This window comes from Gluconobacter sp. DsW_056, assembly GCF_002153595.1.
GTDB classification, from domain to species: Bacteria; Pseudomonadota; Alphaproteobacteria; order Acetobacterales; family Acetobacteraceae; genus Gluconobacter; species Gluconobacter albidus.
This window is the reverse complement of record NZ_JOPF01000014.1, coordinates 15,125-41,296: the sequence shown is the minus strand read 5'-3', so window position 1 is coordinate 41,296 and position 26,172 is coordinate 15,125. Positions and strand designations below refer to the sequence as shown.

The window sequence follows — 26,172 nt, the reverse complement described above, 5'->3', positions numbered from 1 at the left end:
AAGATCTCAGGTCGCGGGAGTATCATCGTCCGAGGACATCCATTCTTTCTGAAGATAGGCGATGCGCTTTTCAATGGATTTGCGCTCGCGCCGGGCGACCTCCGCATTCCAGAGTCGGCCGCCAATGGCCGAGGCCTCTGCCACAAGCCATGCCGCCCCGGCCGCCAGCCAGTCCAGCGCCAGCGTCACCGGCTGCGTAATCTGCGCGATGCAGGTCTCCCAGTCTCCATTGGCGGCCCAGGCTTCATGCAGCGGCCGCACCATGACCGCGCCGACATAAAACAGAACGATCATAAGGCGCTGGCCATCAGCATTCGGATCAAACAGCTTCAGGGCCACCAGCGGGAGCAACAGCACACCGGCGACAAGCAGACTGCCCGGCACATAAGACAGCATCAGGCCGATAATGATCCCGTGCCACCACCGAAATCCCGGAGCACGGAGCATTCCCGCTTCTGCCTGCCTAACGGACGCCATAGATCTTCCTCACTGGCAGAATTCCAGCCAGATACTTGCCATTGCAACTGCGATGCCCGTCAGGAGGGAAAAAAATTCGCCAGAATTTCGCGCCTCGCGATCATTGGCGGCTTTCCGCTCAGGCGCCTCGTCGAGCACGCGCATCAGATTGCTGATTTCGGCCTCGGCTTCCTGAGCCTGCCTCTGATCCAGCCGGAGGCCGGTCGGATCGTTGACTGTTGCCAGAAAGACGCCCAGATTTCCGTTTTCCGCTGCCTTTCCCAGACGCACACGCCGCCGGGCACGTGAGGTTCTGCTCCGCCACTGCCGCAGTTCCGCCTCAAGCAGAGGCAGAGCACGCTGCGCCAGAAAACTGAGCGGCGTGTTGTCGAATTTCCTCTGGACCGCGGCAAGCAGGGTCAGGTCTGCCAGCCAGCCCGGCAACCCGGCTTTCTGTGACTGCGACAGAGGAACAATGCCCTGTCGCGCGCAATGCGTCTCCAGGAACGAGCGCATCTGGTCGTCCAGAAAACCGCTCCGCGTCAGCATATCGTCCGGAAGATCTTCGATGCCCACATGCCGGTTCAGCCACTGCAACAGACCTTCCGGCAGGGAAATCCGTGCATCCAGACATTTTTTCGAAAGACATGGAAGATAGCTGTTCGCTTCATAGGGGAACCGTCTGACCAGGTCCGCACCTTTGAGCGCCATGCGCCGCGCCGCCACCGACAACGCTGTGATCTGCCGTCCCTGTCTCTGTGGAAGATGGGCTGAAAGGAACGCATCCGGGTTACCCGCCATGAAGCTCAGGATATTGCGGACCGTTCGTTCATCGTCCGGACTGTCTGGCTTCACTGTTGCCTGGGCTATCATCTGGGGCAGCGCCTCGGGCCAGAACCAGATTCCCCCCCAGAACATGGGCGCGGCAGGATCCAGGACGGAAATCGCATGCGTAATGACCATCGTCGCGGGATCGACCGCCTTGCTGCCACCCGCAGGAAGAAACGAGGCGCTCGCCTGTTCGATCAGGCTCGACATCACGGAGAGCTCAAGCTCTCCATGAAGCCAGCTACTGACGACTTTCCGTTGCAGCAGCGCTGAAAACTCGGTGGGGTGGCGTCCGGCATACCAGGCCAGAGCCTGAGGCGTATGCACGGCGTTTCCGCCGATCATGAGTGGAATACGGGCGGGAATAACAGGACGGACCGTAAAAACCTTGCTGGGCGCAATCGTCACCAGATCGCGCGGGGAAGGACGGTTGCGCGGATCATCGGCGAGCATGGCAGTCAGAAGGGAACGCAGCCCGACAGGCACTTTCTGGTCCTGCATGTAGGCCGCTGGCGTACCGATCTCAAAACGACGCTTGAGGATATCAGCATCGGACAGTCCCTCAAGTGGCAGCTTTCCAATCGCAAGCGCGAGAATGATCACGCCCAGCGAAAAGATGTCACAGTCCATCGTCCCTTCGCCCCGTGCGGAAGGACGGCAGACAGCCGAGGACAGGGGTTCGAAAAGAACAGGCTGTTTTTCAGCAGGCGCGGTGACTCCCAGCGGCCCGAGAACGACCTTGTGCAGCCCCTGCCCTACGAACATGTTGTCGGGACGGATGCTGCGACATGTGAGGTTGGCCGCTTCCAGCTTCTGGAGAAGTCCGGCAAACGGACGGATAACGCCGTCAATCAGCTGGCTCTCGGTCCAAAGGCCGAGACTTTCCGCAAGAGAGGGGCCGGGAGGGTGCGGGCACAGCACCCACAGGGCGCCCTGACAGTATTCATGAGTCTGGATCGGAATCACGCTCTCATGACGAAAGAACATGAATTCGGAAAGACGGGCGGAGGGTGCGAAGGGGGCCAGAGCAAGATAGGACGCCCCGGAAGCCGTCATATCCTGCGCGCCATATGTCGCGCAGCCGCCAAAATCAGGCTGTTTGTGATCCAGGCCGATCAGATACCGCTCGGCAATGAGCAGTTCCTGGCTGTTATCTGCCTGCGTGTCGGCCATCGAAATCCCGTTGTTTCCCTGTCCGGTCTTTTGTGCCGGACAGGGATTGAGACTTCGTTAATGCAGAAAGCGATTCCAGCCGTAAGAGATCAGTCTTCGAACGGATCGCGCATCAGGATGGTGTCGTCGCGTTCCGGGCTGGTGGAGAGCAGCGTCACCGGAGCTTCGATCAGCTCCTCGATACGGCGGACATACTTGATGGCCTGTGCGGGAAGTTCGGCCCAGGAGCGCGCACCGGCCGTCGTTTCTTTCCAGCCCGGCATTGTCTCATAAACTGGCTTCACGCGGGCCTGTGCACCCGGAGCGGACGGAAAGGTCTCGATTTTCTGGCCGTCCAGCTCATAGCCCACGCAGATCGAAATCTCGTCCAGACCGTCCAGAACGTCCAGCTTCGTCAGGGCGATGCCGCTGACGCCGCCGACGCGGACGGCACGACGGATCAGAACCGCATCGAACCAGCCGCAGCGACGGGGGCGACCGGTCACGGTGCCGAATTCATGTCCGCGCTCACCGAGGGTCCGGCCGGTCTGGTCGTGCAGTTCGGTCGGGAACGGCCCCTCGCCCACGCGGGTCGTGTAAGCCTTGGCAATTCCGAGCACGAAGCCGACAGAAGACGGACTGACACCGCTGCCCGAAGCTGCCACGGCCGCAACCGTGTTGGAGCTCGTGACATACGGATAGGTGCCATGGTCGACGTCCAGCATGACAGCCTGCGCACCTTCAAACAGGATGCGACGACCGGCACGGCGGGCTTCGTCCAGACGGTCCCAGACCTGGCAGGAGAACGGCAGAAGACGCGGCGTGATCTCGGTCAGGAAGTCCTTGAGCTGCTCCTTCGTGAACGTCTCGGCACCCAGGCCGGCAAGCAGCGTGTTGTGGTGCAGGAGCAGTTCGTCCAGCTTCCAGTCCAGCGTCTCGGGCTCGGCCAGGTCGCAGATGCGGATGGCGCGACGGGCGACCTTGTCCTCATAAGCCGGGCCGATGCCACGACCGGTCGTGCCGATCTTGTGCTCACCACGGGCAGCCTCACGCGCACGATCGAGCGCGCCATGCACCGGCAGGATCAGCGGAGCGTTCTCGGCAATCCACAGCGTCTCGGGCGTAACGACGAGGCCCTGCCCAGTGACGCGGTCGATCTCGGTCATCAGGGCTTTAGGGTCCACGACGACGCCATTGCCAATCACGCCGATCTTGCCACGCACCAGACCGGACGGCAGCAGCGACAGCTTGTAGACCTGCTCGCCCACGACCAACGTGTGACCGGCATTGTGGCCACCCTGAAAGCGGACGACGATATCGGCGCGGCTGGCGAGCCAGTCGACGATCTTGCCTTTACCCTCGTCCCCCCACTGGGTTCCGATCACGGTGACGTTGGACATGAGCTGACTTCCTAGAACTGACAATACAGGGCGGGAGAAACGAAAGGGACCGGCAGGTCAGAGCGGCTGGGCCGCACCATCCTTCCAGACATGGGTGCAGCGCAGATGACGCGCCTGAGCGAACGCGTCCTCGTCGTAAGACAGGGCGGACACCGTGGCGTAACCGGCCCTGTGCAGGCCGGAGAGACTGGAGGCGTCCAGATCGACGGGCACATAACAGCGCGGACGTGAGGCCGACACGGGCGCGGCGCGCAGAAGGGCCTGCGGACGGAGTGTCAGGCCGCAGGCGGGTTCTTTCCCCGCGAGATAGCGTCCGCCACGTCCCAGTTCCTCACGCGAACCGGTTGAAAACACCGTCACGCAGAGGCCGGTATGATAGCGCCAGCCCCGGAAATCCACAGGATCAATCGTCAGACGCAGGTCGGGGCTGCGCTCGCGGATCGCTGCCACGGAGGCTGCGAGACGTTCGAAATGCCCGGCGATTTCCTTCGGATAGTCCAGTTCGGCCAGCAGATCCAGCGCACGGTCGGCAGGACCGGCGGCGCGGAGCATGACGGCCAGCATTCCGGCAATCGGGCCGCCCAGTTCCGCCACGGCGCTGGCATCCTTGCGGTCCAGCGCATGCAGCAGCGGTTCGCGGTCGGCTTCGGGAATAACGCCTTCGATCAGGCCCAGCGCCAGAGCGGGCATGGACAGATCGAACGACACCCCCTCGATCCCCAGTTCCGCAAGCGCCTTTGCGCCGAGCGCAATGACTTCTGCATCGGCCTGCGCACTGTCGGGGCCGATCAGTTCGATGCCGGCCTGCGAAACCTGACGGTCAGCCTCGCGGCCCGGCGTGCCGACCACGATGCAGCTTCCCGAATAGGACAGGCGCAGAGGACGGGGCGCGTCCTGAAGGCGGATGCTCGCGATCCGGGCGATCTGCGTCGTCATGTCCGGCCGCAGCGCCATCATGCGGTGCGAGTTCGGGTCCATCAGGCGGAAGGTCTGGGGCGCGAGGGATTCCCCCGAACCACCCAGAAGAGAGCTTTCAAATTCCAGCAGAGGCGGCCGGACGCGCTGATAGCCGTGACGGGAAAACGCTTCCATCACGCTGGCAATGCCACGGGCTTCGGCTTCGGCCTCACCGGGCAGCAGGTCTGCAAAACCGGACGGGAGCAACGCTGTGCTGGGATTTTCGGAATAGAGACTCATGCCGAGAACTCCAGGCGGGTCTGTTTATGCGCCCAGTCGAGCCAGGGCAGCAGCGCTTCAATATCAGCCGTCTCAACCGTGGCCCCACCCCAGATCCGCAGACCGGCGGGCGCATCACGATAGGCTGCGAGATCGTAACCGGCATCTTCCTTCGCAACGAGCCCGGTCAGATGCTTGACCGCCTTGCCCTTCGCCTCGTCAGACAAGCTTTCAAACCACGGCGCCGTGATTTTCAGACAGATAGAGGTGCTGGACCGCGTCTCTTCCCGGACGGAGAGGAACGACACCCAGTCCGCCGTTTCGATCCACTGGGCGACAGCCGCCAGATTCTGCTGCGAACGCGCCTTCAGGGCGGGCAGACCGCCGATCTGTTCGGCCCAGCGCAGACCATCCAGCGCGTCCTCGACGCAGAGCATGGACGGCGTGTTGATCGTATCGCCTTCGAAAATAGACTCGATTAGGCCCTTCTTGTTGGCCAGACGGAAAATTTTGGGCAGCGGACGCGGAGAAGGCTGGGTCAGACGGGCAGCAGCACGCGGGCTGAGCGCCACCATGCCATGCGCGGCCTCGCCACCCAGTGCTTTCTGCCAGGACCAGGTCACGATATCGAGCCGGTCCCAGGGCAAATCCATCGCAAACGCCGCAGACGTGGCGTCACAGATGACCAGACCTTCGTGTTCGGCCGGGATGGCGCTGGCATCCGGGATGCACACACCCGACGTCGTGCCGTTCCATGTCAGGACGACATCGCGGCCCCAGTCCACGGCCGCCAGATCCGGCAGTTCGCCATAAGGCGCGTCCAGAACGCGCAGATCTTCGATTTTCAGAACGTCGCGCAGATCCTGCGCCCAGGTTCCGGAGAAGCTCTCGAAGGACAGGACGTCGATCCCGCGCTCACCGGCGAGCGCCCACAGGACCATTTCCACGGCACCCGTATCGGACGCGGGAACAATCCCCACCCGCCAGTCGGATGGAATGCCGAGCAGGTCTTTGGAGCGGGTGATGACCTCTTTCAGACGCGCACGGCCCTCGGGCGCGCGGTGCGATCGGCCCAGCAGGGCCTGATCCAGGCCGGACAGGGACCATCCGGGACGCTTGGCGCAGGGACCTGAGGAGAAGAACGGGCGGGAGGGTTTGACAGTCGGCTTGGACATGCGCGTTCCGGGCTGATCGGTCCTGAGGTCATTCCGGCAGAAAATGACCGTTCATGGTGCGAGAGAGGGGACTCGAACCCCTATGCCTTTCGGCGGTCGATTTTGAGCCGACTGCGTCTACCGTTCCGCCACTCTCGCGCGGGCAGCCCGGACCCTAATGCATTCCCCACAAAAGGGCCAGAGTGCAAAAATCCGGGCTGTGAAATAACGTAATCTTACAGGCCTAGCATCAGCAGCAGGTTCTGGATGGCCGCGCCAGAGGCTCCCTTGCCCAGATTGTCCAGCCGCGCGGTCAGAACGACCTGTTCGCCGTTATGATGCACCCGCAGTTCCATATCGTCGGTATTGGCCAGAGTGTCCGCCACAAGCTGCGTCTCGGCGGGCATAACACGCACATGGGCGCATCCGGCATAGGCGTCCTGCAACACGGCTTCGATCTCGGCCGCCGAGGGCTGGCCCGGCAGATCTTTCAGATGCAGCGGGATGGACACGATCATGCCCTGCGGGAAATGTCCGACCGAAGGGACAAACAGCGGCTGGCGCGTCAGACCGGAATAGTGCCGGATTTCCGGCAGATGCTTGTGCTTGAGGTTCAGTCCGTACAGGAAAAATGCCGGACCGCCGTTCTTTTCATGCTCCTCGATCGCTACGCGGCCTGCGCCGCTATAGCCCGAGACAGCGTTGATCGAGACGGGATGATCGGCCGGGAGCAGCCCTGCCCAGACCAGAGGGCGCATCAGGGCAATGGCGCCCGTCGGGTAACAGCCGGGATTGGCGACAAACCGCGCGCCCTTGATGGCAGCCGCCTGTTCCGCATCCATTTCAGGAAAGCCATAAATCCAGCCATCCGCGATCCGGTGTGCGGTGCTGGCATCCAGAATCCGGACATCCAGCCCCTCGGCCAGCGCCACGGTTTCGCAGGCGGCTTCATCCGGCAGACACAGAATGGCGACATCAGCCTGTTCGAGCATGGAGCGACGGGCGGCCTTGTCCTTCCGCAGATCCGGCGCAATCGACAAAATTTCCAGGCCATGAGAGGCCGGAAGCGCCTCGATCCGCTGGCGGATTCCCAGACCCGTCGTGCCTGCTTCCCCGTCAATGAAAATGCGTGCCATGCGCCAGCAACCCCGTCTGCAAATCCGTTCCGGAAGACGTTTTACGTCGGGAATGTCAGGCTGTCACGCGCAGGGCGCATCCGGTGCTTTCATCCACCGGGCCGCACGGCTATGAACCTCTGAGCACGATAACAGCAGGATCTTCCCATGCCCCAGTCCAACCGGCCGTCCTCCCAGCCGTCCACGCGGCAGATCGACCGCCTGCTGGACGTCATGAAGCGCCTGCGCGACCCGCAGGGCGGCTGCCCCTGGGACGTGGAACAGACGCCGGCCACGATCGCCCCTTTCGCGATCGAGGAGGCCTATGAAGTCATGGACGCCATCGCCCGCAACGACCGCGAGGCCATTCCCGACGAGCTGGGGGACCTGCTGCTTCAGGTCGTCTTTCAGGCCCAGATGGCGCAGGAAGCAGGCCACTTCGATTTCGAGACCGTGGCAGGACTGATCGCCGACAAGCTGGTGCGCCGTCACCCGCATGTTTTCGGCGATGCGGCTCTGGATGACGATTCCTGGGAGCGGGAAAAAGACGCCGAGCGTCAGCGCAAGGCCGAATACGGCGCGCTGGCCGGTGTTGCCCTCCCCCTCCCCGCCCTGATGCGCGCCGCGAAACTGAGCCGCCGCGCCGCCCGCGTGGGGTTCGACTGGGACGCCCCCACTGGCATTCTCGACAAGGTTCATGAAGAGATCGACGAACTGAAAGCCGAACTCGGCGGAGACCGGGACCGCATCGAGGACGAACTGGGCGACGTCCTGTTCACCGTGGCAAGTCTGGCCCGCAAACTGGATATCGATCCCGAAGCGGCCCTGCGCCGGAGCAATGCCAAATTCACCCGTCGCTTTGAAGCGATGGAAGAAATGCTCGCGCGCAAGGGGCAAACCATGGCCGAGCAGGACCTGCCGACCATGGAAGCACTCTGGCAAGAGGCGAAGACACTTCCCGGCATGAAATGACGCCTTGATTACAGATCATACCTTCATTGCGAATGAAACTGCCGCGAATACCGTAACCGAATACACTCCGTATCACTCGGTTACAGGAGTCCTTATCCTTTCTTAACCTTCTGATCCGAAACTGGTCTTCGTTTCTTCCCAACGGAGTCTTTTCATTATGACAGGCATTTCTTCCATCGGCTCTTCGGCCATGAGCAGCCTTTACAGCGCGAGCAGCGCGTCGTCTTCCAGCGCGTCCTCATCGTCCAGCAGCAGTTCCTCCACGCAGGAAACCACGACAACCAAACTGAATGCCGACGGCTCCACGACGACCATCGTCGAGGACGCCCAGGGAAACATCATTTCCGAGACGACTTCGGGCGGATCTTCGAACTCCGGCTCCAGCAGCGATACGAGCCATCTGCTCAGCGTTTCGGCCTGAAACGTACACCTTCCACACAAAAAGATACGTCAGGCCCGCGGGTCTGACGTTTTCATGCGGGCCGAACCTGCTAGAGAACGTTCCCATGACGGACGATCTCGCCCCATTCGATTTCGAACTCCCCCGCGATCACATCGCGACGGAGCCTGCACGCCCGCGTGACAGCGCAACGCTGCTGCATGTCCGGCCCGGCCTGGCACCTGATCCGCATGTGATTCGCGAATTACCGGATTTCCTGCGTGAAGGAGATCTGCTGATTGCCAACAATACGGCCGTTATCCGCGCCCAGCTTGCCGCCACGCGTGGCGAGGCAAAAATCGGCCTGACGCTCGACCGTATTCTTACGGACGGAAGCTGGCACGCCCTGGCACGCAATTCCCGCAAGCTGAAACCGCAGGATATCCTGCATTTCGGAGACGATCCCGTCACGGCCACCGTTGTCGAAAATGAAGGTGATGGCGCGGTCAGCATCCGCTTCTCAGTCGAGGGAGACGATTTCGACGCGTTCCTCGAACGGGTCGGCGCGCTGGCCCTGCCTCCTTATATCGAGCGCCCTTTCGGCCCGACGAAACAGGACGATACGGATTATCGCACCATTTTCTCGCAGTATCGCGGTGCGGTCGCAGCGCCGACGGCGGGCCTGCATTTCACGCCTGAAGTGCTCGCAGCACTGGACGCAAAAGGCATCCAGCGCCGGACCCTGACGCTGCATGTCGGCGCGGGCACATTCCTGCCCGTCCGCTCCACCATCGCCGAGCACAAAATGCATGCAGAGTGGGGCGAGATCGACGCCGACACCGCAGCCGCCATCAACGAAACCCGTGCGCGTGGCGGCCGGGTTATTGCCGTTGGCACCACGTCCCTGCGCCTGCTGGAAAGCGCAGCCCGCAATGACGGCACCGTGGCTCCCTGGCGTGGCGAGACCTCCATTTTCATCAAGCCCGGATACCGCTTCAAGGCAGTGGACGTCCTGATGACCAATTTCCATCTGCCGCGTTCGACGCTGTTCATGCTTGTCTGCGCGTTCAGCGGCATCGAGACCATGCGTGAGGCTTATGCCTACGCCATCGCCAACGGATTGCGATTCTATTCGTATGGCGATGCCTGCCTGCTGGAGCGCGCGCCATGAGCAATCATCAAACCGATCATGCCACCAAAATGACCTGGGTGCCTGAAGCGAGCTGCGGCATGGCGCGCGCGGGCCATCTGCACACCCGCCACGGTACGGTCCCAACCCCAACCTTCATGCCGGTCGGCACGGTGGGCACGGTCAAGGGCATGACGATGGACGCCGTGCGCTCCACAGGGGCGGGCATCGTTCTGGGTAACACCTATCATCTCATGCTGCGCCCCACGGCGGACCGTGTGCAGAAGCTGGGCGGCCTGCACAGAATGATGGACTGGCCCGGCCCGATCCTGACCGATTCCGGCGGATTTCAGGTCATGTCGCTCGGCGCGCTGCGCAAGCTTGACGAAGACGGCGTGACGTTCCGCTCGCATATCGACGGCAGCAAGCACCGCCTGACACCGGAGATCTCGACCGACATCCAGTTCAAGCTCGATGCGACCATCACCATGGCGTTCGATGAGTGCCCGGCCCTGCCTGCCACGCCGGAAGTGCTGCGGAAATCCATGGAAATGTCCATGCGCTGGGCCGCCCGTTCCCGCGAGGCGTTTGTCGCGCGTGAAGGATATGGCCAGTTCGGCATCGTACAGGGCGGAACCGAGCGGGACTTACGCGAATATTCCATCAAGGCCCTGACCGAGATCGGGTTTGAAGGCTATGCGATCGGTGGTCTGGCCGTGGGCGAAGGCCAGGCACTGATGTTCTCGACGCTGGACTTCACCACGCCGATGCTGCCGCAGGACAAGGCGCGGTATCTGATGGGCGTCGGCACGCCGGACGATCTTCTGGGCGCGGTCATGCGCGGCGTGGACATGTTCGACTGCGTGATGCCCTCACGCGCGGGTCGCACCGCCCGCGCCTATACGGAGCGCGGTCCCATCAATCTGCGCAACGCCCGTTTCGCCGAAGACACCCGCACGCTGACGCCTCATGACGATACACCCATCGCCGGGCGTTACAGCCGCGCATACCTGCATCATCTGTTCCGCGCCAACGAAATGCTCGGCCCGATGCTCCTAACCTGGCATAATCTGGCCTATTACCAACGCCTGATGCGCCAGATCCGCGTCGCGATCGTGGACGGCACGCTCGACGTTTTGGCTGTGAAGCTGCGCGAAGACTGGGCCAAGGGCGACTGGACCGAAGACGAATGGCCGATGCCGGATCTGGCCCTGTAAGCTGGGGCTTTGCCCCAGGCCCCACAAAGGGACTCAGTCCCTTTGATCCCGATTCATAAAGCGGGGTGAAGGGGTCTCGACCCCTTCCGGGTGCAGGGCAGAGCCCTGCATCACCCCAGAAAGACCCATCCATGCGCCATGTCGTCTCCGCTCTGGTTCTGAGCACCGCTCTCGCAACGGGAACGGCCTGCGCCGCACCGGAAGAAATCCGCGTTCTGGTCGTGGCCAATTTCGAAGTCGGGCACGATACCGGGGACGCGCCCGGCGAGTATCAGGACTGGGTAGAACGTCTGCATCTGGACGAAACCGTCCCCATCCGCGGCGTCCCGGACCAGCTCCGCCGCAATAAGGAGGGCGTGTACGGCATCGTCCTGCGACATGGCGATATGGATCTGCACGCATTGGCGCTCGATCCACACTTTGACCTGCACCATACCTACTGGCTATTCACCGGCATTTCCGGCGTTAATCCGAACATGGCATCGGTGGGAAGCGTGGCCTGGGCACAATGGGTTGTGGATGCGGACGCCCTGCGCGAAATCGACGACCGCACTATCCCGAAAGGCTGGCCTTACGGACTTTACGCGATTGGTGCGAGCCGTCCGGACACCCTGCCCGACAACCCGAACCATTATGGCTCAGTGACGGATGTGGCGCAGTTGACCAAGGCCTATCCGCTCAATCGTGGTCTGGCGCGCTGGGCGTTTGCCCTGAGCCAGAATGTAAAACTCGCGGATGATCCGGTGATTGCCGAACGCCGCAAGGCATGGCGCGGCTATCCGCAGGCGCAGAAGCCGCCGATGGTGCTGATGGGCGAGACGCTGGGTACCGAACGCTACTGGCATGGCGCGGAACGCAACCGCTGGGCCGAAAACTGGGTCACGATGTGGACGAAAGGTCAGGGACATTTCGTCATGACCAATGAGGAAAGCCAGCATTACCAGTATGACACGCGGATGCTGGCGCGGCTGGGCTATGTTGATCCGGAGCGGATCATGGTCCTGCGCTCAGGCAGCAATTTCGATATGCCACCGCCTGGCGTTTCGGTCACGGCGTCCATGGGAGACGAAGGACCGGGGCAGGCCGTCGCCTATGACAACAACGAACGCGCGGGAGAGCCGGTCGTGCGTGAACTGGTCACGCACTGGGCCCGCTATCGCGACCACATTCCGACACGCTGACCGGAGTTCGCAGACCGGCCTTTTGCCGTCGGATAAAACCTGTCCCGATCCAGCAGCGTGACGGTCATGAAGGCGACGTAAAGCAGCAGGTACCACGATCCCATTTTGCTAAAACTGACCATCTGGTGCCCGTGCTGCCCCGCATAACGCCAGATGCCGCTCGTCGTGCAGACATTTTCGGCAATCCAGAGCGCAACACTCGACAGGAATGCGGCCAGAGGCAGCGGCATCCACCAGTCGCGCTGCGTGATCCGGAAATGGATCATGGTGCGACCATAAACCACGAGTGTGCCCATAAAGAGCGCATATCGAAGGTCTGGAATGAAATGATGCGAGAAGAAGTTGACGTAAATCAGCAGCGCCAGGCCGAATGTCTGCCAGAACGGCGGATAGGGGATAAAGCGCATGTCGAAAATACGGATGGCGCGCGCCATGTAGCTGCCGACGCTGGCATACATGAAGCCTGAAAACAGCGGCACATCCATCACACGGAAGAAACAGGGTTCGGGATAGCCCCACGCCCCCACGCGGACCTTGAACCACTCCATGGCCGTTCCCGTCAGATGGAACAGCACGATGACGCGCGCTTCTGTCCAGGTTTCCAGCTTGAGGGCAAGGAAAAGAAGCTGGACCACGATGGCGAATACGAACAGCGCATCATAGCGGTGCACCGGCCATCCGGGCTGCCAGAAAACGCGCGTGAGCAGGGCGGCCCCTAGCAGCAGACCGCCAAACAGCGCGGCCCAGCCCTGCTTGAGCACAAACAGGATGGCGTCCCGCAGGACAGGCGGCAGCCAGTGCCGCGCCCAGTCCCCCATCCGTCGTTCAAGAAGACCGGTCTGGAGAGGGGGCTGGTCAGACATGGTTCATTGCGCCGACGGCAGGGCCTTGCCGTACCGGTCCCAGTGTGTCGCCAGTTCCTTCACGACGACACTGCCCACCGTATAGGCCGCATCGACCGAAGCCTGAAAACCCGAAAAACCCGTCTCATGCGCTTCATCAGACAGAAGCTGCGCCGCACTCTGCCCCGGCGGGGGCATGTCGAAATTGCTGGCCGTCCGCAGGATCAGGGCACGCTTCGGATCAACACGCCCGGCCTTGCCCTGAAGCGCCAGAGCCTGACAGAACGCGACGTCTTCTTCCGCCGTCGTGGCCATCACGCCCTGTCCATCCGTCCAGTATTTCACCCAGCGTTCGGCCCACTGGTTCATTTTCGCGCCGACCCAGAAAGTCTCGCCCGAAATCGTGTCGCCAAGCTGCACGGAAGGGGGCTTCTGGGCGGGAGCAAAGCCGGTGTAACGCAGGCGCGAGGCCTTCAAACCGTCATTGTCGGGAAGCGTGATGTCTTTCGTCAGCTCATAGGCCCACTGCACGAGGACCGGGTCGAGCGTGTATTCCATGTCCCCCATGCCGGAATGCAACGCGGGGCGCGGCTGTTCATCCGGGGTGCTGCCCTGCACAGGCGTAAACCCGTCCGGCCAGGAGGCGGGAATTTCACGTGGGTCCACCAGATGGGACAGGCCACCATTGATGACGCGCGGTGCCCAGACGGCCGAGCCGATCGTACCGAAATTCGGATCGATCCCGCCAATCCCGGCCAGCACGAAATAGGCATGGCGCAGATCGAACCGCGGATCGAGCACGAGGGCCGTAATGGCCGAGGCCATATGCTCTGGCCCCTCGCCGCTTGCGATGCCCAGAACATGCAGCTCCGGATTGTAGTGCATGACATCATGATCGGTACCGGGGGCCGGGATCGTCTGCTGCAGGGGCAGTTTTTCGATCCAGTTCTGGTACTCGCCCGCTGTATCCCCTGTGTCCTTGCCGATCTCGAAAGTCGTGACGACGACGACGCGAACAGGGATCGGCGCATGAGCCGAGGCCACACCAAAAACACCAAGGGACAGGAGCGCGGCGCCGAAAACGGTTGAGACAGATTTCACCGGTAAAGACCCTCATGTGTGGCAACGGTTTCGAACCGACCGAACCGCTCTTCAAGCGCCCATTGCAGACGGGCTTTCTCGCTGGATTTCAAAAACGCCGTGCAGGACGCGGATGGGACGGGAAACGTCCGGCAGGCCGAGACAAACTGTCCCGGCTGATGATCGGACCACAGGCTTTCGCCCGGCACGAATGCATAGTCCAGCCCGGCGCGGGACAGCGTTTTCAGATCGGCATAGGACAGATCATAGGTCTGGGCCGCGCGGACATATTCCTGTGTCAGATCCCCGCGCGAAACGCCCTCATCATCCGTGGACAGCGCCATTGGCACACCGGCCCGGCGATACAGCGAAAACGGATGAGCAGCGCCTTTGACGCCAAGGATCTTGTCATTGCTGGTCAGGTTGATTTCCACCATCACATGACGCTGCGCCATCTCAGCCAGAAGCGTTTCAGGGTCGTCCTCAAGCGCCACATCCACGCCATGTCCGATGCGACTGGCACCTGCCACATCGACGGCTGCACGAATGTGATGGCGCAAACCCTCCGTAGGGACGAGGCCCGTCGTGAGTTCCCCCGCATGCAGGCTGAGTTTCACGCCCGGATACACGCCGTTCAGAAAATGGAACATCCGCATGTGCAGGTCGTAGTCGCGCATCGCGGTTGGGTCGTCTTCGGGCGCCACGATATTCAGCCCGACGAAGCGCGGGTCGGCTTTCACGGTCGCATATCCGGCATCAAGCTGTGCATAAACGGCCTGGGACGGGAAAGTCCGCAGGGTCTGGAACAGATAGCGCACCGTGACCGCGCAGCCCGGATGGGCCTGCGGTGTTCCACATTTCAGCACGTCCCGCGCCTGCGCTTCCATCCGGTCCGTTTCGGTGCGCGCTTTCTGCACCAGCGCCGGAATTTCCGGCAGGAGCGCCTGATGCGCGGAAGCGAGGTCGTCACCCTGCAACGGATGATGAAAACCCGTCCCGATCATGGCGCCGACACCGGGGGAGATCATCAGTTCCAGATACGTCACATGATCGCGTGCGGCACGGTCGCGGGCTTCGGCCAGCATTTCGCCCTCATGCGCGTCGGCAATGGCGCCAAAGCGGGAAAAAGTTGCGAAGAAATGGTCGTGCCCGGAAGCATCGCCCGGCGACGGGACGAAATCGCGCATGGATAGCGCATCAATCAGCGCGTTTTCCGATCCCGCATGGTGCGACAGATCGGCAGCCGGGAACTCGCCATCTCCCGGATGGGTGCAGGCATGATCGAGAATGCGCTTTTCCGTCAGGGACACGCACAGATGATCGCGTGCCGCCCAGTCCAGCATGCTTTCGGCATAGATCGCGCCGGCCAGATGGTTGTGCAGATCCGCGCCTTTGGGAAAGGCGCGAAGGAACATGTTCAGCCGGACCGGATCATTCCGGACATGGTCATAAACCTGTGCTGCGGAAGACGGGGTGGCGTGTGCGACCTGGATCATCGCCAAAGCGGAAGTCATGCCCAGACAAACGGCAGGCAGAACGGATAGGAAGGGGTGTCGCATGGCCCAACGATGCCGCCCCGCCCCCGGCGTGGCAAGCCATTTTCAGATCGTGACAAACCCTGTCTGAAACGGGCCTTCCGAACATCGGAAAAGCTGGTCCGTTGGCGTGCCCGATGACATAATGCAGCCCCGTTCACCGGTGAGACCAATCCCTTTCCATGCCTGATTTTCCAACACCCGACACAGGGCTTGAAACCCGGATTGCGGACCATGCGCGCCATCTCGGGTTTGATGCGGTCGGGTTCTGCAAGGCCGAACTCGGCCCCGAGGTGGCGCAGGGATTGCGGGAATTCGTCGCACAAGGCCATCATGGCACGATGGAGTGGATGGAGACGCGCATCGAAGAACGCGCCCATCCCCAGGCGCTGTGGCCCGAAGTGCGGAGCGTGATTTCGCTGGGCCTGTCCTATGCTCCGGCACAAGGCCCGACGACCGATCCCGAATGCGGCAATATTTCCGTCTATGCCCGTAACCGCGACTATCATGACGTCATCAAGGGCATGCTCAAGCATCTGGCGCAGTATGTCGTGAAGCTGGGCGGTCCGGAGACGCAGGTGAAGGTGTTCGTCGATACCGCACCGGTTTCAGAACGCGCACTGGCGGAGAAGGCGCAACTCGGCTGGACGGGAAAGCACACCTGCCTCGTTTCGCGGGAGCATGGGTCCTGGCTGCTTCTGGGCGAGATCTACACCACGCTGGAACTCGCGCCCTCCGCACCCAAAGGTGGAAGCTGCGGCTCCTGCACGCGCTGCCTGACCGCCTGCCCGACCGATGCGTTTACGGCCCCCTACCGGATGGATGCGCGCCGCTGCATCTCGTATCTGACGATCGAGCACAAAGGCCCGATCCCGCACGAACTGCGCGCGAAGATCGGCAACCACATCTATGGGTGCGACGACTGCCTGTCCGTCTGTCCGTGGAACCGCTTTGCCGAGAACGCGCGGCATATCAAACTTCAGGCGCGTCCTGAACTTGTCGCCCCAAAGCTCGACGAACTGGTCCGGCTGGATGATGCGACCTTCCGGACATTCTTTTCCGGCTCGCCCATCAAGCGGATCGGGCGCAACAGATTTGTACGCAACGTGCTGATCGCCATTGGAAACTCCGCCGATCCGTCGCTCCTCCCCGCGGCGCGGGACCTGCTGGCAGACCCGGACCCGGATGTTGCCGAGACGGCGCACTGGGCCATCACCCGTCTTGAGGACCATCCGGCATGAGCGATCTCGTCAAACGCAGCCTGTCCCTGTCCGGACATCGGACGTCCGTGGCGCTCGAGCCAGAATTCTGGACGGTTCTGGACATGATCGCCACAACCCGACAGCAGAGTTTTGCCTCACTCGTCGCCGCGCTGGATGCAACGCGACCGCCCGAACGTCCGCTGGCTTCCGCGCTTCGGGTTGCTGCACTTATGCATCTGCAAAAGCGCCTCGACGGCGCCGGCTAGGCTTTATCGGCTTGCAGCCCCAGCCAGTCCGGATGGCTGCGCTCGATCCAGCGCAGGACGCGGCCCTGCAAGCGGCGGAACAGCGCAATATCCTGTGACAGCAGCATCACGCCGATCGGCAGCATCCACAATCCGAGAACTGGCAGAATCGACAGGACGCCGCCCAGCATAAAGAGTACGCCCGCCGGAATCCGCACCCATTTATGCGAGGGCTCCCGCAGCCAGTTCAGCACGGTCTGCAACTTCTCGGGCAGCCGGCGGATCAAAAGCTCCATCAACTCATCATCAGTACGAGGGGGCAGCGAAGAAGTCATGAAAATATCCGTCAAACAGTCTGAAATCCTGACACCACAAAGCATGAAGAGCGGCCGGGTTCGTCATCCGGCTTTCATAGCACGCCTCACGCCAAAGCTTTCAGCTTCTGGCAAGCCCGGCTGTACGATCTGTCATTTGCCGCCACGAACGGGCGTGCTAGGCTGAAGTCATGGCTATCTGGGGCAAAATGTTCGGTGGTGTCGCGGGCTTCGCGGTTGGTGGTCCTTTCGGAGCGCTGATGGGCGCGGCTCTGGGGCATGCTGCCGATAGCGGCTCCTTGCTCAAACCCTCAACAGGGGGATGGAGCGAGCGTTTTCCTGCAAATGGCCGTCCCGACCCCAACAGCGCGGCCTTTTTCGGAGCGGCCAAGATCGCGGCGGCGCTGGGCAAGCGGGATCAGCTCTATGCCATCGGACTTGTCGCGCTGTGTGCGAAACTTGCCAAGATCGACGGCCCGGTCAACCGGCACGAGATCAACGCTTTCAAGACCTGCTTCCAGTTCCCGTCCGACAACGTCAAGGAAGTCGGCATGCTGTTCGACCGCGCACGCGACCGGACGGACGACTTCGAGATGTATGCCCGCGAAATGGGTGCGGCCTATGCCGACAACACGGCGCCGCTTGAAAATCTCATGACGGCCCTGTTCCGCATCGCCCGCGCCGATGCCGGGCCGGACCGCAAGCTGCATCCCAGAGAAATCGACTTTCTCCAGCGTGTACACCGGGCCTTCGGCCTCCCCGCGGGGGCGTGGGAGCGGGCGGAAAACGGGAACAGCCGCGCTGCCAGTTCAAACGAGCCGGACGCCTATCGCATTCTCGGCATCACGCGCACGGCCACCGATACCGAAGTGCGCGTCCGCTGGCGGACCCTGATCCGCGAACATCATCCGGACGTTCTGGCCCAGAAACCCATGTCCGAAGCCGAGCGCCGCCGCGCGCAGGACAAGGTCGCCCGCATCAATGCCGCGTGGGACCGCATCAAGCGCGACCGGCAGCTTTGATCTTTCGCAATATTGCGGAAACTTTTATTCACCAACGCGCGTAAAGCAGTCTCAACCGGCAAGAGAGATGTGCCATGGGACTGATCCTTCTTGTAATCCTGATCCTCCTGCTGATCGGTGCGCTGCCGTCATGGCCGTACAGCTCAAAATGGGGATACTATCCCTCCAGCGGACTTGGCCTGATCGTGGTCATTGTCGTGATCCTTGTCCTGATGGGACAGATCTGAGCATAAAAAAACCGCGCTCCTTCCAGAGCGCGGCTTTCTGTTTCAGTCCCTACCCTAAAAGCCGAATTCAGGCCGGGATGGCGGCTTTTACGCCCTTTTCGCGGATGATCTTCCGCAGCGCGATGACCTTCTGATCCAGTTCGGACGTATCCAGATCGCGCCACCCGTCGAATGCCGGGAGCTTCAGAGAGCTTTCGAAATCGTCAGCCTTGGCAAGCTTCCATTCGGCGTCACCATAAGTCGGCTCGGACGATTCATACGTCCCACCCTTCTCGTCCCGACCACGCAGCATTTCGAGATAGGATGCAATTCCGAACGCAATGCGTGACAGGTCCCGCTTGCCTTCGATCGCCCGGCGCACGGTTTCCGTCCAGAACACCTGAACCTTGGAACAGCCATCGCTGGCAATCCGGAGCGTCTGGTCCGACATCGCCTTGTTGGAGAAACGGCTAATGACGCTGTCCCGGTAACCTTCGAGCGTCATGCCTGAAGGCGCCTTCAGTGTCGGGATGACATCCCTGTTGAGGTAGTTCTTCAGATTGCCAAGGAGCTCGCTGTCTTCAATGGCGTCATCCACATTCTCATAACCGACCAGAATGCCCGGGAAGCAGAGCGTGACGTGCCCGGCATTGAGCATCCGGATCTTGACGTGCTCCCAGTCCGTCACATCCCCGACCATCTGCACACCGGCTTTTTCAAGCGGCGGACGACCATCCGCAAACTGGTCTTCGAGAACCCACTGGTGGAAATCCTCGGCCACCAGCGGCAGGTCGTCATCCAGCCCGCTGGCCGTGTTCAGTTTCTTCGCAATGGCCGTTGAAACGGTCGGGGTGATGCGATCAACCATTCCGTTCGGGAAGGTCGCGTTCTCCTCGATCCATTTTGCCAGTTCCGGATCGCGCGCTTTCGCATAGCCGAGGAAAGCCTTGCGGGCGACATTGCCGTTGTGGCGCAGGTTGTCGCAGGACATGACCGTAAACGCCTTGTGTCCGGCATCCCGGCGGCGACGCAGGGCCTCGACGACATAACCGAAGACGGTGGACGGCTTTTCCGGGTTCTGCAGATCGGCCTTCACCGCCGCATTTTCCAGATCGAACGCGCCGGTTGTCTCGTTGATGTTGTAGCCGCCTTCCGTGATCGTCATGGACACGATGCGGATGGCAGGGTCGGCCAGATGCTTCAGCACGGCTTCAGGATCTGCCGGGGCGAGAAGATAATCGCGCAGCGCCCCCATGACGCGCACCGTGCTTTTGCCGGAAGGTGCCGTCTCGGTCAGGGAATACAGGCAGTCCTGTTTTTTGAATTCCTCGGCCTTTTTCTTCGAGCGGTCACTGCCCGTCAGACCAACGCCAATGATCGCCCAGTCAGGCGCGTGTTCGAGGATCTGCTCCACATAGAACGCTTCATGAGCCCGGAAAAAATTGCCGACACCGAAATGCACGATCCCCGGTTTCACGCCATCAATGTCGTAAGGGGGCGCCTGGACACTGGCGGGAAGAGATTTGAGGGTTTCGCGCGTAATCATGGACTTCTCCGTGGTTTCGGGCCGGTCTCTGACGGGGACCGACAAGGCCGGGCATGTGCCATCATAGCCCCCGGACAACGCAAAAGCCGAATAACGGTTTCAACAGCCCCCGGAACCGTCCGCCGCAAAGACCCTGGGAAAGAGGCGTCAGAGCCCTTTCATGCCACTCACATCTTCGCGCATGACCACACCCACGGCCCTTTCCAGATCTTCCCGGAAAAGGGCCATCACAAAGCGCATTTCCGGTCGGGTCTGTTCTTCCAGGCGTGGCAGAAGATGAAGAATTTCTTCATCCTGCGCCTGTCGCGGATGACGGCTGTTCTTTGCGAGCAGCTGTTCTTCACAACTATGTGCCAGCGCCCGGAGCGCATGGCTCAGCCCTTTGTACAACGGCATCAGGCCGGTATTTCCTGCCGCGCGCCCCGTCGCAATGGCCCGCGCGACCAGCATCGTATCATTCAGCAGGCGCCGCATGAGCCGTGGCAGCGCTGCCAGAACCGGATCACGTTTTTCCAGTTCCTTCAGCCGCTCGCGCCGCGCTTCGGTGACGGCGTCCTCAAGCTCTATCAGCAGGGCCACACAGTCATCGTTCTGCTGCTCGATTGCCGTCCATCCCGTATTCTGGTCGAGCGCGCTTTTGAGAAGCTGGTCCATGCACCGTAACAGACGCCCGGCCGTATGGAATGCCTGCTTGCGCGCACTGCTGTGCAGAATGAGGAACGATACGACGATCGACACCGCAACGCCCATGACAATGGCCAGAAGCCGCGTGACCAGCGGCAGGAACGGGCTGCCCTGACTGGGAAACAGATACACGATCATCAGCGTGATGCAGGCGAAACGCAGCGTCGGCTGAATGGCCGTCAGGAACACCAGCGGCGTCAGCATGATCCAGAACGGAACCCAGCGCAGACCCGTCGTGATTTCCAGCACGACCGCACACCCACCCGCCAGCGCTCCGATCACCGTTCCGCTGATCTGGTCCCGAGCCGTGGCCATGGTCTGGCTGATGCTGGACTGCGTCACGATCAGGGCCGTGACCAGCGCCCAGATCGTTTCCTGCAGATGCATGAGCGATCCGACGATCCACGCTACGACCACCGACACCAGAACCCGGATGGTCTGGCGTATTGCGGGACGCATGACTTCGCGCCAGCTGCTGTTCCGGGGCGGCGCAGGCAGCCAGGCCCGGCCCAGACGTATCAGAACATTCATGCTCACATTTCAGTACAGGTGAAAATCAGTTCCCCAGAAAGGGCACCGGAACCCAGCGCAGCCCGTCGTCGTCCTGCACCAGCAGCAGGGCTTCCGTCTTCTTGCGCTCGTGCAGACCCTGCACGGCCTTGGCGAAATCGTCCGGGGTGTTGATCTGGTCCTGCCCGACCTGCGTAATCACGTTGCCTTCCACAATCCCGCGCGAGGCGGCGGGGCTGCCCGCCTCGACCCGCGAGACGAGAACGCCGCGCTGATCGTCAGACAGCGCATATTGCGTGCGTGCGTCCGCGTCGATCGCACTGACCGTCACCCCCAGTTCACCCAGAGCCGCATGGCGGTGTTCAGGCTGGTGCGTGTCTGATGGCGGCATATCCGGCGGCGTGGGGGACTGCGCGAGCGTGATCGGCAGCGTTTTGAGGGCACCCTTGTGCCAGACCGTCAACTGCGCCTGCGTCCCCGGCAGAATGGAGGCAATGATGCGTGGCATGGTCTGGCCGGTCACGTCCTGATCGTTGACGCGGGTGATGATGTCGCCAACCTCAAGACCCGCTTTTGCAGCCGGGCCTTTCGGATCGATTTCAGAAATCAGCGTTCCCTTGCCGTTGGAGCCGTCCGACTTGCGGAAATCGAGCGTCTCGGCGATGTCGTTCGTCACATCCTGGAATTTCAGCCCCATCCAGCCGCGCGAGACATGCCCGGTGCGCCGAAGCTGGTCGATGATCCCCCGCGCATCATCCGCCGGAATGGCAAAACCGATTCCGATGGAATCACCCCCCGAGCCGCCATAGATCAGCGTGTTGATGCCAATGACTTCACCGGACAGGTTGAACAGCGGACCGCCGGAATTGCCACGATTGATGGCGGCATCTGTCTGGATATAGTCGTCATACAGGCCATGTTCGACGTTTCGTCCGCGCGAGGAAATGATGCCTGCCGTCACGGTTCCGTTCAGCCCGAACGGGTTGCCGATCGCCAGAACCCAGTCCCCGATCCGCGCTTTGTCGCTCCGGCCCAGCGGGACGGTCGGAAGCGGACGCTTGGGCTTGACCTCCAGCACGGCCAGATCGACCTGACTGTCCCGTCCCACGATCCGCGCCGGCATTTCGGTCCCGTCCTGAAGCGTGACGCTGACCTGATCCGCCCCTTCGATCACGTGGTTGTTCGTCACAATGATTCCGGATGCATCAATGATGAAGCCTGAACCCAGAGCCTGCTGACGGCGGGGCGGATGGTTCGGGGCGGGCTTATGCTTCAGATAATCATGGAAGAATTTTTCCAGCGGTGAGCCCTGCTGGAAGGGGGGCACCTGCGGGCCGTCAGGATCGCTGGAATCGGGCCCCTTGTCATCCGTCTTCGCAGGCTTGAGCACAGCGGATGTCGAGACGTTCACGACCGACGGCAGGAGCCTGTTTGCCAGATCCGCAAAGCTCGACGGCACCGAACGTGGCGCAGGAGTCGGTACGGAAGACGGCTGGCCTGCAACCGGTGCAGCATCCTGAGCCAGCGCCGGAGCCGCGCTCAGCGCCCAGCCTGCGGAAAGGGACAGCGCCAGAGCAGAAACAGAAAGACGGACAGACGGGTTTTTCATGCCCCCACGCTAACGCAGAACATGGCCCTTCGTCACCATCCTGCCGTTCAGGATGCGTTTGCAGCCCATTCATGATAGCGTCAAAGTCTTTCCCGATATGATATTTCCCTTGATGAGAGCCCGGCATGACTGACACCACGCCCCCCAACGACATGCCGCCCGCTTCCCCCGGGACGGACGCCTCCAGCGCCGAAACCCGCATCACCGATATCCTGAAATCTGAGCAGGACGGTCAGGGCTCGAACGTCCTGTCTTTCGCAGCGCTTGAGAGCGTCTCGGTTCAGAACGGCCATGCGCATGTTTCCCTGGCAACGTCACGGGACAACGCATCGCGCGTAGAGCCCCTGCGGCCGCGTGTCGAAGCAGCGATCGCGAGCCTGCCGGGCATCACGGGCGCCACCCTGTCCTTCACGTCCCACCGCCCCGCAACGCCGACCGCCGCCAACGCGCCCGCGCAGGGCGGAGGGCACCGCCCCTTCAATCTGGGCGACAAACGCCGCAACGCCGCGAGCCGACATGCTCCCGAGACGCTGCTGCCGGGCGTGAAGGCCGTTATTGCTGTCGCATCGGGCAAAGGAGGCGTCGGCAAATCCACCACGGCCGTCAACCTTGCGGTCGGTCTTGCGCGCGAGGGCCTGAAGACCGGACTTCTGGATGCGGATATCTATGGCCCCTCCCTCCCCCGGATGCTGGGACGCAACACCCGTCCGGACGTCGTGGACGGAACGATCCTGCCGATCGAAGCCTGGGGCCTGAAGAGCATGTCCATCGGCTATCTGGTGGACGAAAATCAGGCCATGATCTGGCGCGGTCCGATGGTCATGGGCGCGCTGACGCAGTTTCTGGGCGAAGTCGAATGGGGCGAACTCGACGTTCTCGTGATCGACATGCCCCCGGGCACCGGCGACGCGCAGCTGACGCTGGCCCAGAAACTCGGCCCCAAGCTTGCCACTGGCGGCGCGGTCATCGTCTCCACGCCGCAGGATATCGCGCTGCTGGACGCAAGACGCGGCGTGGCCATGTTCGAGCGGATGGAAACCCCGATCCTCGGCGTTGTCGAGAACATGTCCTATTTCTGCTGCCCGAACTGCAACCACCGGACGGAGCTGTTCGGGCACGGGGGTGCCAAGGCCGAAGCCGAAAAAATGGGCGTTCCGTTCCTCGCGGAGATCCCGCTGCTCGCCGATATCCGCGCAAGTGGCGATGACGGGACTCCGATCATCCTTTCCGCACCCGACAGCGAAGCGGCGCAGGCCTATACACGGCTTGCGCAGGCTGTGGCCCGTTCCCTGTCTTCCGAACACAGCACGAAAGAGCCGTCATGATCCGTATTCTTCTCCTCGGCGCCTGCCTGACAGGAGCAGGCCTGACACTGGCTGGCTGCTCCCATACGGTCACGCATCAGGGGCTTTCTTCCGACGGCTATGGCTTTACGAAAGACTCACAGCATCTGCCACCGCCCGCAGACCTGACCACCCCCATCCCACACTGAAATCCAAACGAAAATCCGGTACGCGAACAGAGAATCGTTCTCGGGCGCTTGACCTGACAGGCCCGGACATGGAAAAAGCCGCACTGCCGATGCCGGGTTAGCACAGTGGTAGTGCAGCGGTTTTGTAAACCGAAGGTCGGGGGTTCAAATCCCTCACCCGGCACCAGCTTTTTCCAAAAGCATGGCGACAGCGACGAGCGGATGGTCAATGCCGTTCAGAGCGCAGTTTACCTGCGCATTTTTGCCACAAAATCAGAATTCTCACCCCGCACCAGTAATGCACAAGTATCGCACCCACAGAGGGTGAAATGTGGGTATTCCAATAATCTTCTTGACAGACTTGGCGCCAAATCCTGATCGGCCTTGCGACCTGATTCTAAAATTATCGCATTAAATCAGTATCTTAAAAAATTTTACGCTCCCAAAAATACGAATCGGAGCGCTCCAGGCAGATGGCAATACCCTGTGGATAAGTCTGTTTGTAAAAAGCCCTGAGATAAATGTGATAAAATTCACACGAATCCGCGCTGAATCTCTCATGACAGCCCATGAAGTAAAAAATCAGAGAATATCTGCTTTTATTTACCGTTTATTGGGCTAAATATTTTATGAAGCGGGCCAGAAAAAATGAATGGCAACAGATATCAGGACAAGCGAGCCCGCTATCCCGGCCCAGACAAGAAGATTAGGTGGATTTACAGGAGCATCTTCCACAGGGCTTTCAACCTGTGCCTCCCGCGCCTCGCTCATCAGCCGTTCAAGATCGCTTTTGGCGGAATCGTTTCCGGCAGATGCGAAGCCGGGGCTGGGTTCAGGACTGGCCATCCAGAACCGCCGCCATTTCAGACCATTCCCGCTTGGTCAGGCCGGAATTCTCCTGCGTGACGGTTTCACCCGCCAGGCGGCGGCGCACAACCTTCAGCATCCCGGCCGAAAGCGTAAAGGCGCCAAGGCGATATTCCTCGAATGCCGCAGACGTCGCGGGCACCCAGGCCTTGAGAATTTCGATCATCTTTTCCGCATAGACGCGGATCTCGTACTGCGCATGCGGATCGGCGCGCAGGGCGAGGAAATGCATCAGATTGTGCAGATCAATCTTCCAGTACCACTGCGTGTAGGTGTTCAGGGTCAGATTGATCCGTGCAAGCTCACGCGCCAGACCCGTACCTTCAGGGTTCAGCAGGCTCTCATAATCGTCGTAGCACTGGCTAGCATCCCGACGCAGGATTTCCAAAACCTCGTGCGCCGTTTCGGCATCCAGTGCATCGCTGCGTCCCTGCCGGTTTGAACTGCTCTGCGCAGCGACCTGATCCGTCGCCGGAAGGTAGAATTCCCGATCCAGAATGGAATAGCGCGCCGAATACTCGTTCACGCTCGCCATACGGTGACGAATCCACTGCCGCGCGACGAACACTGGCAGCTTCACATGGAATTTGATCTCGCACATCTCGAACGGCGTCGAATGACGGTGACGCATCAGATAGCGGATCAGACCCGCATCTTCGGACACCTTCTTCGTCCCGCGACCATAGGACACACGCGCAGCCTGAACGACCGCACCATCGTCGCCCATATAATCGACCACGCGAAGGAAACCATGATCCAGCACCTCGAAAGGCGTGAAAAGCAGGTTTTCCATCGCCGCCACGGTCGGACGGGACGTAAGCTGGGGTTCGCTGCGCTGCGCTTCGATTTCAGCGCGCTGTTCGGATGTCAGTGCCATGGC

General features: G+C 61.4%; 25 protein-coding genes and 2 tRNA genes. 12 read left to right on the top strand and 15 right to left on the bottom strand.

What is annotated here, in order from left to right; translation table 11 throughout:
- Positions 1-6: 6 nt before the first annotated feature.
- The 7 genes from HK22_RS12875 to argC form a co-directional block, all read right to left on the bottom strand.
- Positions 7-477: a hypothetical protein gene (locus HK22_RS12875; RefSeq protein WP_062027971.1), complete on the bottom strand. Its 471-nt coding sequence runs from the start codon at positions 475-477 to the stop codon at positions 7-9.
- A 9-nt stretch (positions 478-486) separates the two neighbouring features.
- Positions 487-2,457, bottom strand: a complete 1,971-nt coding sequence (locus HK22_RS12870; protein WP_086649543.1) for a serine/threonine-protein kinase — start codon at positions 2,455-2,457, stop codon at positions 487-489.
- An 89-nt stretch (positions 2,458-2,546) separates the two neighbouring features.
- Positions 2,547-3,836, bottom strand: coding sequence for an adenylosuccinate synthase (locus tag HK22_RS12865; RefSeq protein ID WP_077803347.1), 1,290 nt, complete (start codon positions 3,834-3,836; stop codon positions 2,547-2,549).
- 57 nt (positions 3,837-3,893) lie between these two features.
- Entirely contained in the window at positions 3,894-5,033 is a 1,140-nt protein-coding gene (locus tag HK22_RS12860) for an ATP phosphoribosyltransferase regulatory subunit (RefSeq protein WP_086649542.1), read from the bottom strand.
- Positions 5,030-6,187 (bottom strand): phosphoserine transaminase, encoded by a 1,158-nt coding sequence (locus tag HK22_RS12855; RefSeq protein ID WP_086649541.1) that lies wholly within the window; start codon positions 6,185-6,187, stop codon positions 5,030-5,032. Before HK22_RS12855 ends, HK22_RS12860 begins: the two co-directional genes overlap by 4 nt.
- 54 nt (positions 6,188-6,241) lie before the next feature.
- A tRNA-Leu gene (locus HK22_RS12850) sits at positions 6,242-6,325 on the bottom strand.
- A 77-nt stretch (positions 6,326-6,402) separates the two neighbouring features.
- Positions 6,403-7,302, bottom strand: coding sequence for an N-acetyl-gamma-glutamyl-phosphate reductase (argC, locus tag HK22_RS12845; RefSeq protein ID WP_086649540.1), 900 nt, complete (start codon positions 7,300-7,302; stop codon positions 6,403-6,405).
- A 147-nt stretch (positions 7,303-7,449) separates the two neighbouring features.
- Here argC and mazG point away from each other — a divergent pair, with 147 nt between their 5' ends.
- The 5 genes from mazG to HK22_RS12820 all read left to right on the top strand — a co-directional run bounded on the left by mazG (position 7,450) and on the right by HK22_RS12820 (position 12,159).
- Complete coding sequence (mazG, locus tag HK22_RS12840; RefSeq protein ID WP_086649539.1) at positions 7,450-8,253, top strand: nucleoside triphosphate pyrophosphohydrolase; 804 nt, start codon at positions 7,450-7,452, stop codon at positions 8,251-8,253.
- Between the two features lie 157 nt (positions 8,254-8,410).
- On the top strand, positions 8,411-8,674 hold the full coding sequence (locus HK22_RS12835) for a hypothetical protein (protein ID WP_174694489.1): 264 nt from the start codon (positions 8,411-8,413) through the stop codon (positions 8,672-8,674).
- 85 nt (positions 8,675-8,759) lie between these two features.
- Positions 8,760-9,803, top strand: a complete 1,044-nt coding sequence (gene queA / locus HK22_RS12830) for a tRNA preQ1(34) S-adenosylmethionine ribosyltransferase-isomerase QueA (protein ID WP_086649538.1) — start codon at positions 8,760-8,762, stop codon at positions 9,801-9,803.
- 29 nt (positions 9,804-9,832) lie between these two features.
- Entirely contained in the window at positions 9,833-10,978 is a 1,146-nt protein-coding gene (tgt, locus tag HK22_RS12825; RefSeq protein ID WP_086649551.1) for a tRNA guanosine(34) transglycosylase Tgt, read from the top strand.
- Between the two features lie 131 nt (positions 10,979-11,109).
- Positions 11,110-12,159, top strand: coding sequence for a purine nucleoside permease (locus HK22_RS12820; protein WP_077803354.1), 1,050 nt, complete (start codon positions 11,110-11,112; stop codon positions 12,157-12,159).
- On the opposite strand, the gene HK22_RS12815 is transcribed toward HK22_RS12820, so the two are convergent.
- The 3 genes from HK22_RS12815 to HK22_RS12805 are packed head-to-tail and all read right to left on the bottom strand — an operon-like array spanning position 12,132 to position 15,640.
- Positions 12,132-13,022, bottom strand: a complete 891-nt coding sequence (locus HK22_RS12815; RefSeq protein ID WP_086649537.1) for a DUF817 domain-containing protein — start codon at positions 13,020-13,022, stop codon at positions 12,132-12,134. The two genes, HK22_RS12820 and HK22_RS12815, sit on opposite strands and share 28 nt — an antisense overlap.
- Before the next feature lie 3 nt (positions 13,023-13,025).
- Positions 13,026-14,102 (bottom strand): purine nucleoside permease, encoded by a 1,077-nt coding sequence (locus HK22_RS12810; RefSeq protein WP_086649536.1) that lies wholly within the window; start codon positions 14,100-14,102, stop codon positions 13,026-13,028.
- The gene (locus tag HK22_RS12805) at positions 14,099-15,640 is read right to left on the bottom strand and encodes an adenosine deaminase (protein ID WP_086649535.1); all 1,542 of its coding nucleotides are present in this window, start codon (positions 15,638-15,640) and stop codon (positions 14,099-14,101) included. The genes HK22_RS12810 and HK22_RS12805 overlap by 4 nt, the downstream gene beginning before the upstream one ends.
- Positions 15,641-15,798: 158 nt before the next feature.
- Here HK22_RS12805 and queG point away from each other — a divergent pair, with 158 nt between their 5' ends.
- Complete coding sequence (gene queG / locus HK22_RS12800; protein ID WP_086649534.1) at positions 15,799-16,857, top strand: tRNA epoxyqueuosine(34) reductase QueG; 1,059 nt, start codon at positions 15,799-15,801, stop codon at positions 16,855-16,857.
- Complete coding sequence (locus HK22_RS12795; RefSeq protein ID WP_062028418.1) at positions 16,854-17,084, top strand: ribbon-helix-helix domain-containing protein; 231 nt, start codon at positions 16,854-16,856, stop codon at positions 17,082-17,084. The genes queG and HK22_RS12795 overlap by 4 nt, the downstream gene beginning before the upstream one ends.
- On the opposite strand, the gene HK22_RS12790 is transcribed toward HK22_RS12795, so the two are convergent.
- Entirely contained in the window at positions 17,081-17,398 is a 318-nt protein-coding gene (locus tag HK22_RS12790; protein WP_231865250.1) for a hypothetical protein, read from the bottom strand. The two genes, HK22_RS12795 and HK22_RS12790, sit on opposite strands and share 4 nt — an antisense overlap.
- A 170-nt stretch (positions 17,399-17,568) precedes the next feature.
- Here HK22_RS12790 and HK22_RS12785 point away from each other — a divergent pair, with 170 nt between their 5' ends.
- Complete coding sequence (locus HK22_RS12785) at positions 17,569-18,399, top strand: TerB family tellurite resistance protein (RefSeq protein WP_062106825.1); 831 nt, start codon at positions 17,569-17,571, stop codon at positions 18,397-18,399.
- A 74-nt stretch (positions 18,400-18,473) separates the two neighbouring features.
- The gene (locus HK22_RS12780; RefSeq protein WP_077803360.1) at positions 18,474-18,626 is read left to right on the top strand and encodes a DUF3309 family protein; all 153 of its coding nucleotides are present in this window, start codon (positions 18,474-18,476) and stop codon (positions 18,624-18,626) included.
- Between the two features lie 67 nt (positions 18,627-18,693).
- Here HK22_RS12780 and HK22_RS12775 read toward each other — a convergent pair whose 3' ends face one another.
- The 3 genes from HK22_RS12775 to HK22_RS12765 form a co-directional block, all read right to left on the bottom strand.
- Positions 18,694-20,151: a mannitol dehydrogenase family protein gene (locus HK22_RS12775; protein ID WP_062106823.1), complete on the bottom strand. Its 1,458-nt coding sequence runs from the start codon at positions 20,149-20,151 to the stop codon at positions 18,694-18,696.
- Between the two features lie 147 nt (positions 20,152-20,298).
- Positions 20,299-21,366, bottom strand: coding sequence for an aromatic acid exporter family protein (locus HK22_RS12770; RefSeq protein ID WP_086649533.1), 1,068 nt, complete (start codon positions 21,364-21,366; stop codon positions 20,299-20,301).
- A 25-nt stretch (positions 21,367-21,391) separates the two neighbouring features.
- Entirely contained in the window at positions 21,392-22,954 is a 1,563-nt protein-coding gene (locus HK22_RS12765) for a Do family serine endopeptidase (protein WP_086649532.1), read from the bottom strand.
- A 125-nt stretch (positions 22,955-23,079) separates the two neighbouring features.
- Between HK22_RS12765 and HK22_RS12760 the strand changes: the two genes are divergently transcribed.
- The 3 genes from HK22_RS12760 (at position 23,080) to HK22_RS12755 (ending at position 24,612) form a co-directional block, all read left to right on the top strand.
- On the top strand, positions 23,080-24,279 hold the full coding sequence (locus HK22_RS12760; protein ID WP_086649531.1) for an Mrp/NBP35 family ATP-binding protein: 1,200 nt from the start codon (positions 23,080-23,082) through the stop codon (positions 24,277-24,279).
- On the top strand, positions 24,276-24,446 hold the full coding sequence (locus HK22_RS15240; protein WP_167369379.1) for a hypothetical protein: 171 nt from the start codon (positions 24,276-24,278) through the stop codon (positions 24,444-24,446). Before HK22_RS12760 ends, HK22_RS15240 begins: the two co-directional genes overlap by 4 nt.
- 91 nt (positions 24,447-24,537) lie before the next feature.
- Positions 24,538-24,612, top strand: a tRNA-Thr gene (locus HK22_RS12755).
- 645 nt (positions 24,613-25,257) lie between these two features.
- Here the strand turns inward: HK22_RS12755 and thyX are convergent.
- Positions 25,258-26,169, bottom strand: a complete 912-nt coding sequence (gene thyX / locus HK22_RS12745) for an FAD-dependent thymidylate synthase (RefSeq protein WP_086649529.1) — start codon at positions 26,167-26,169, stop codon at positions 25,258-25,260.
- Positions 26,170-26,172: the final 3 nt, after the last annotated feature.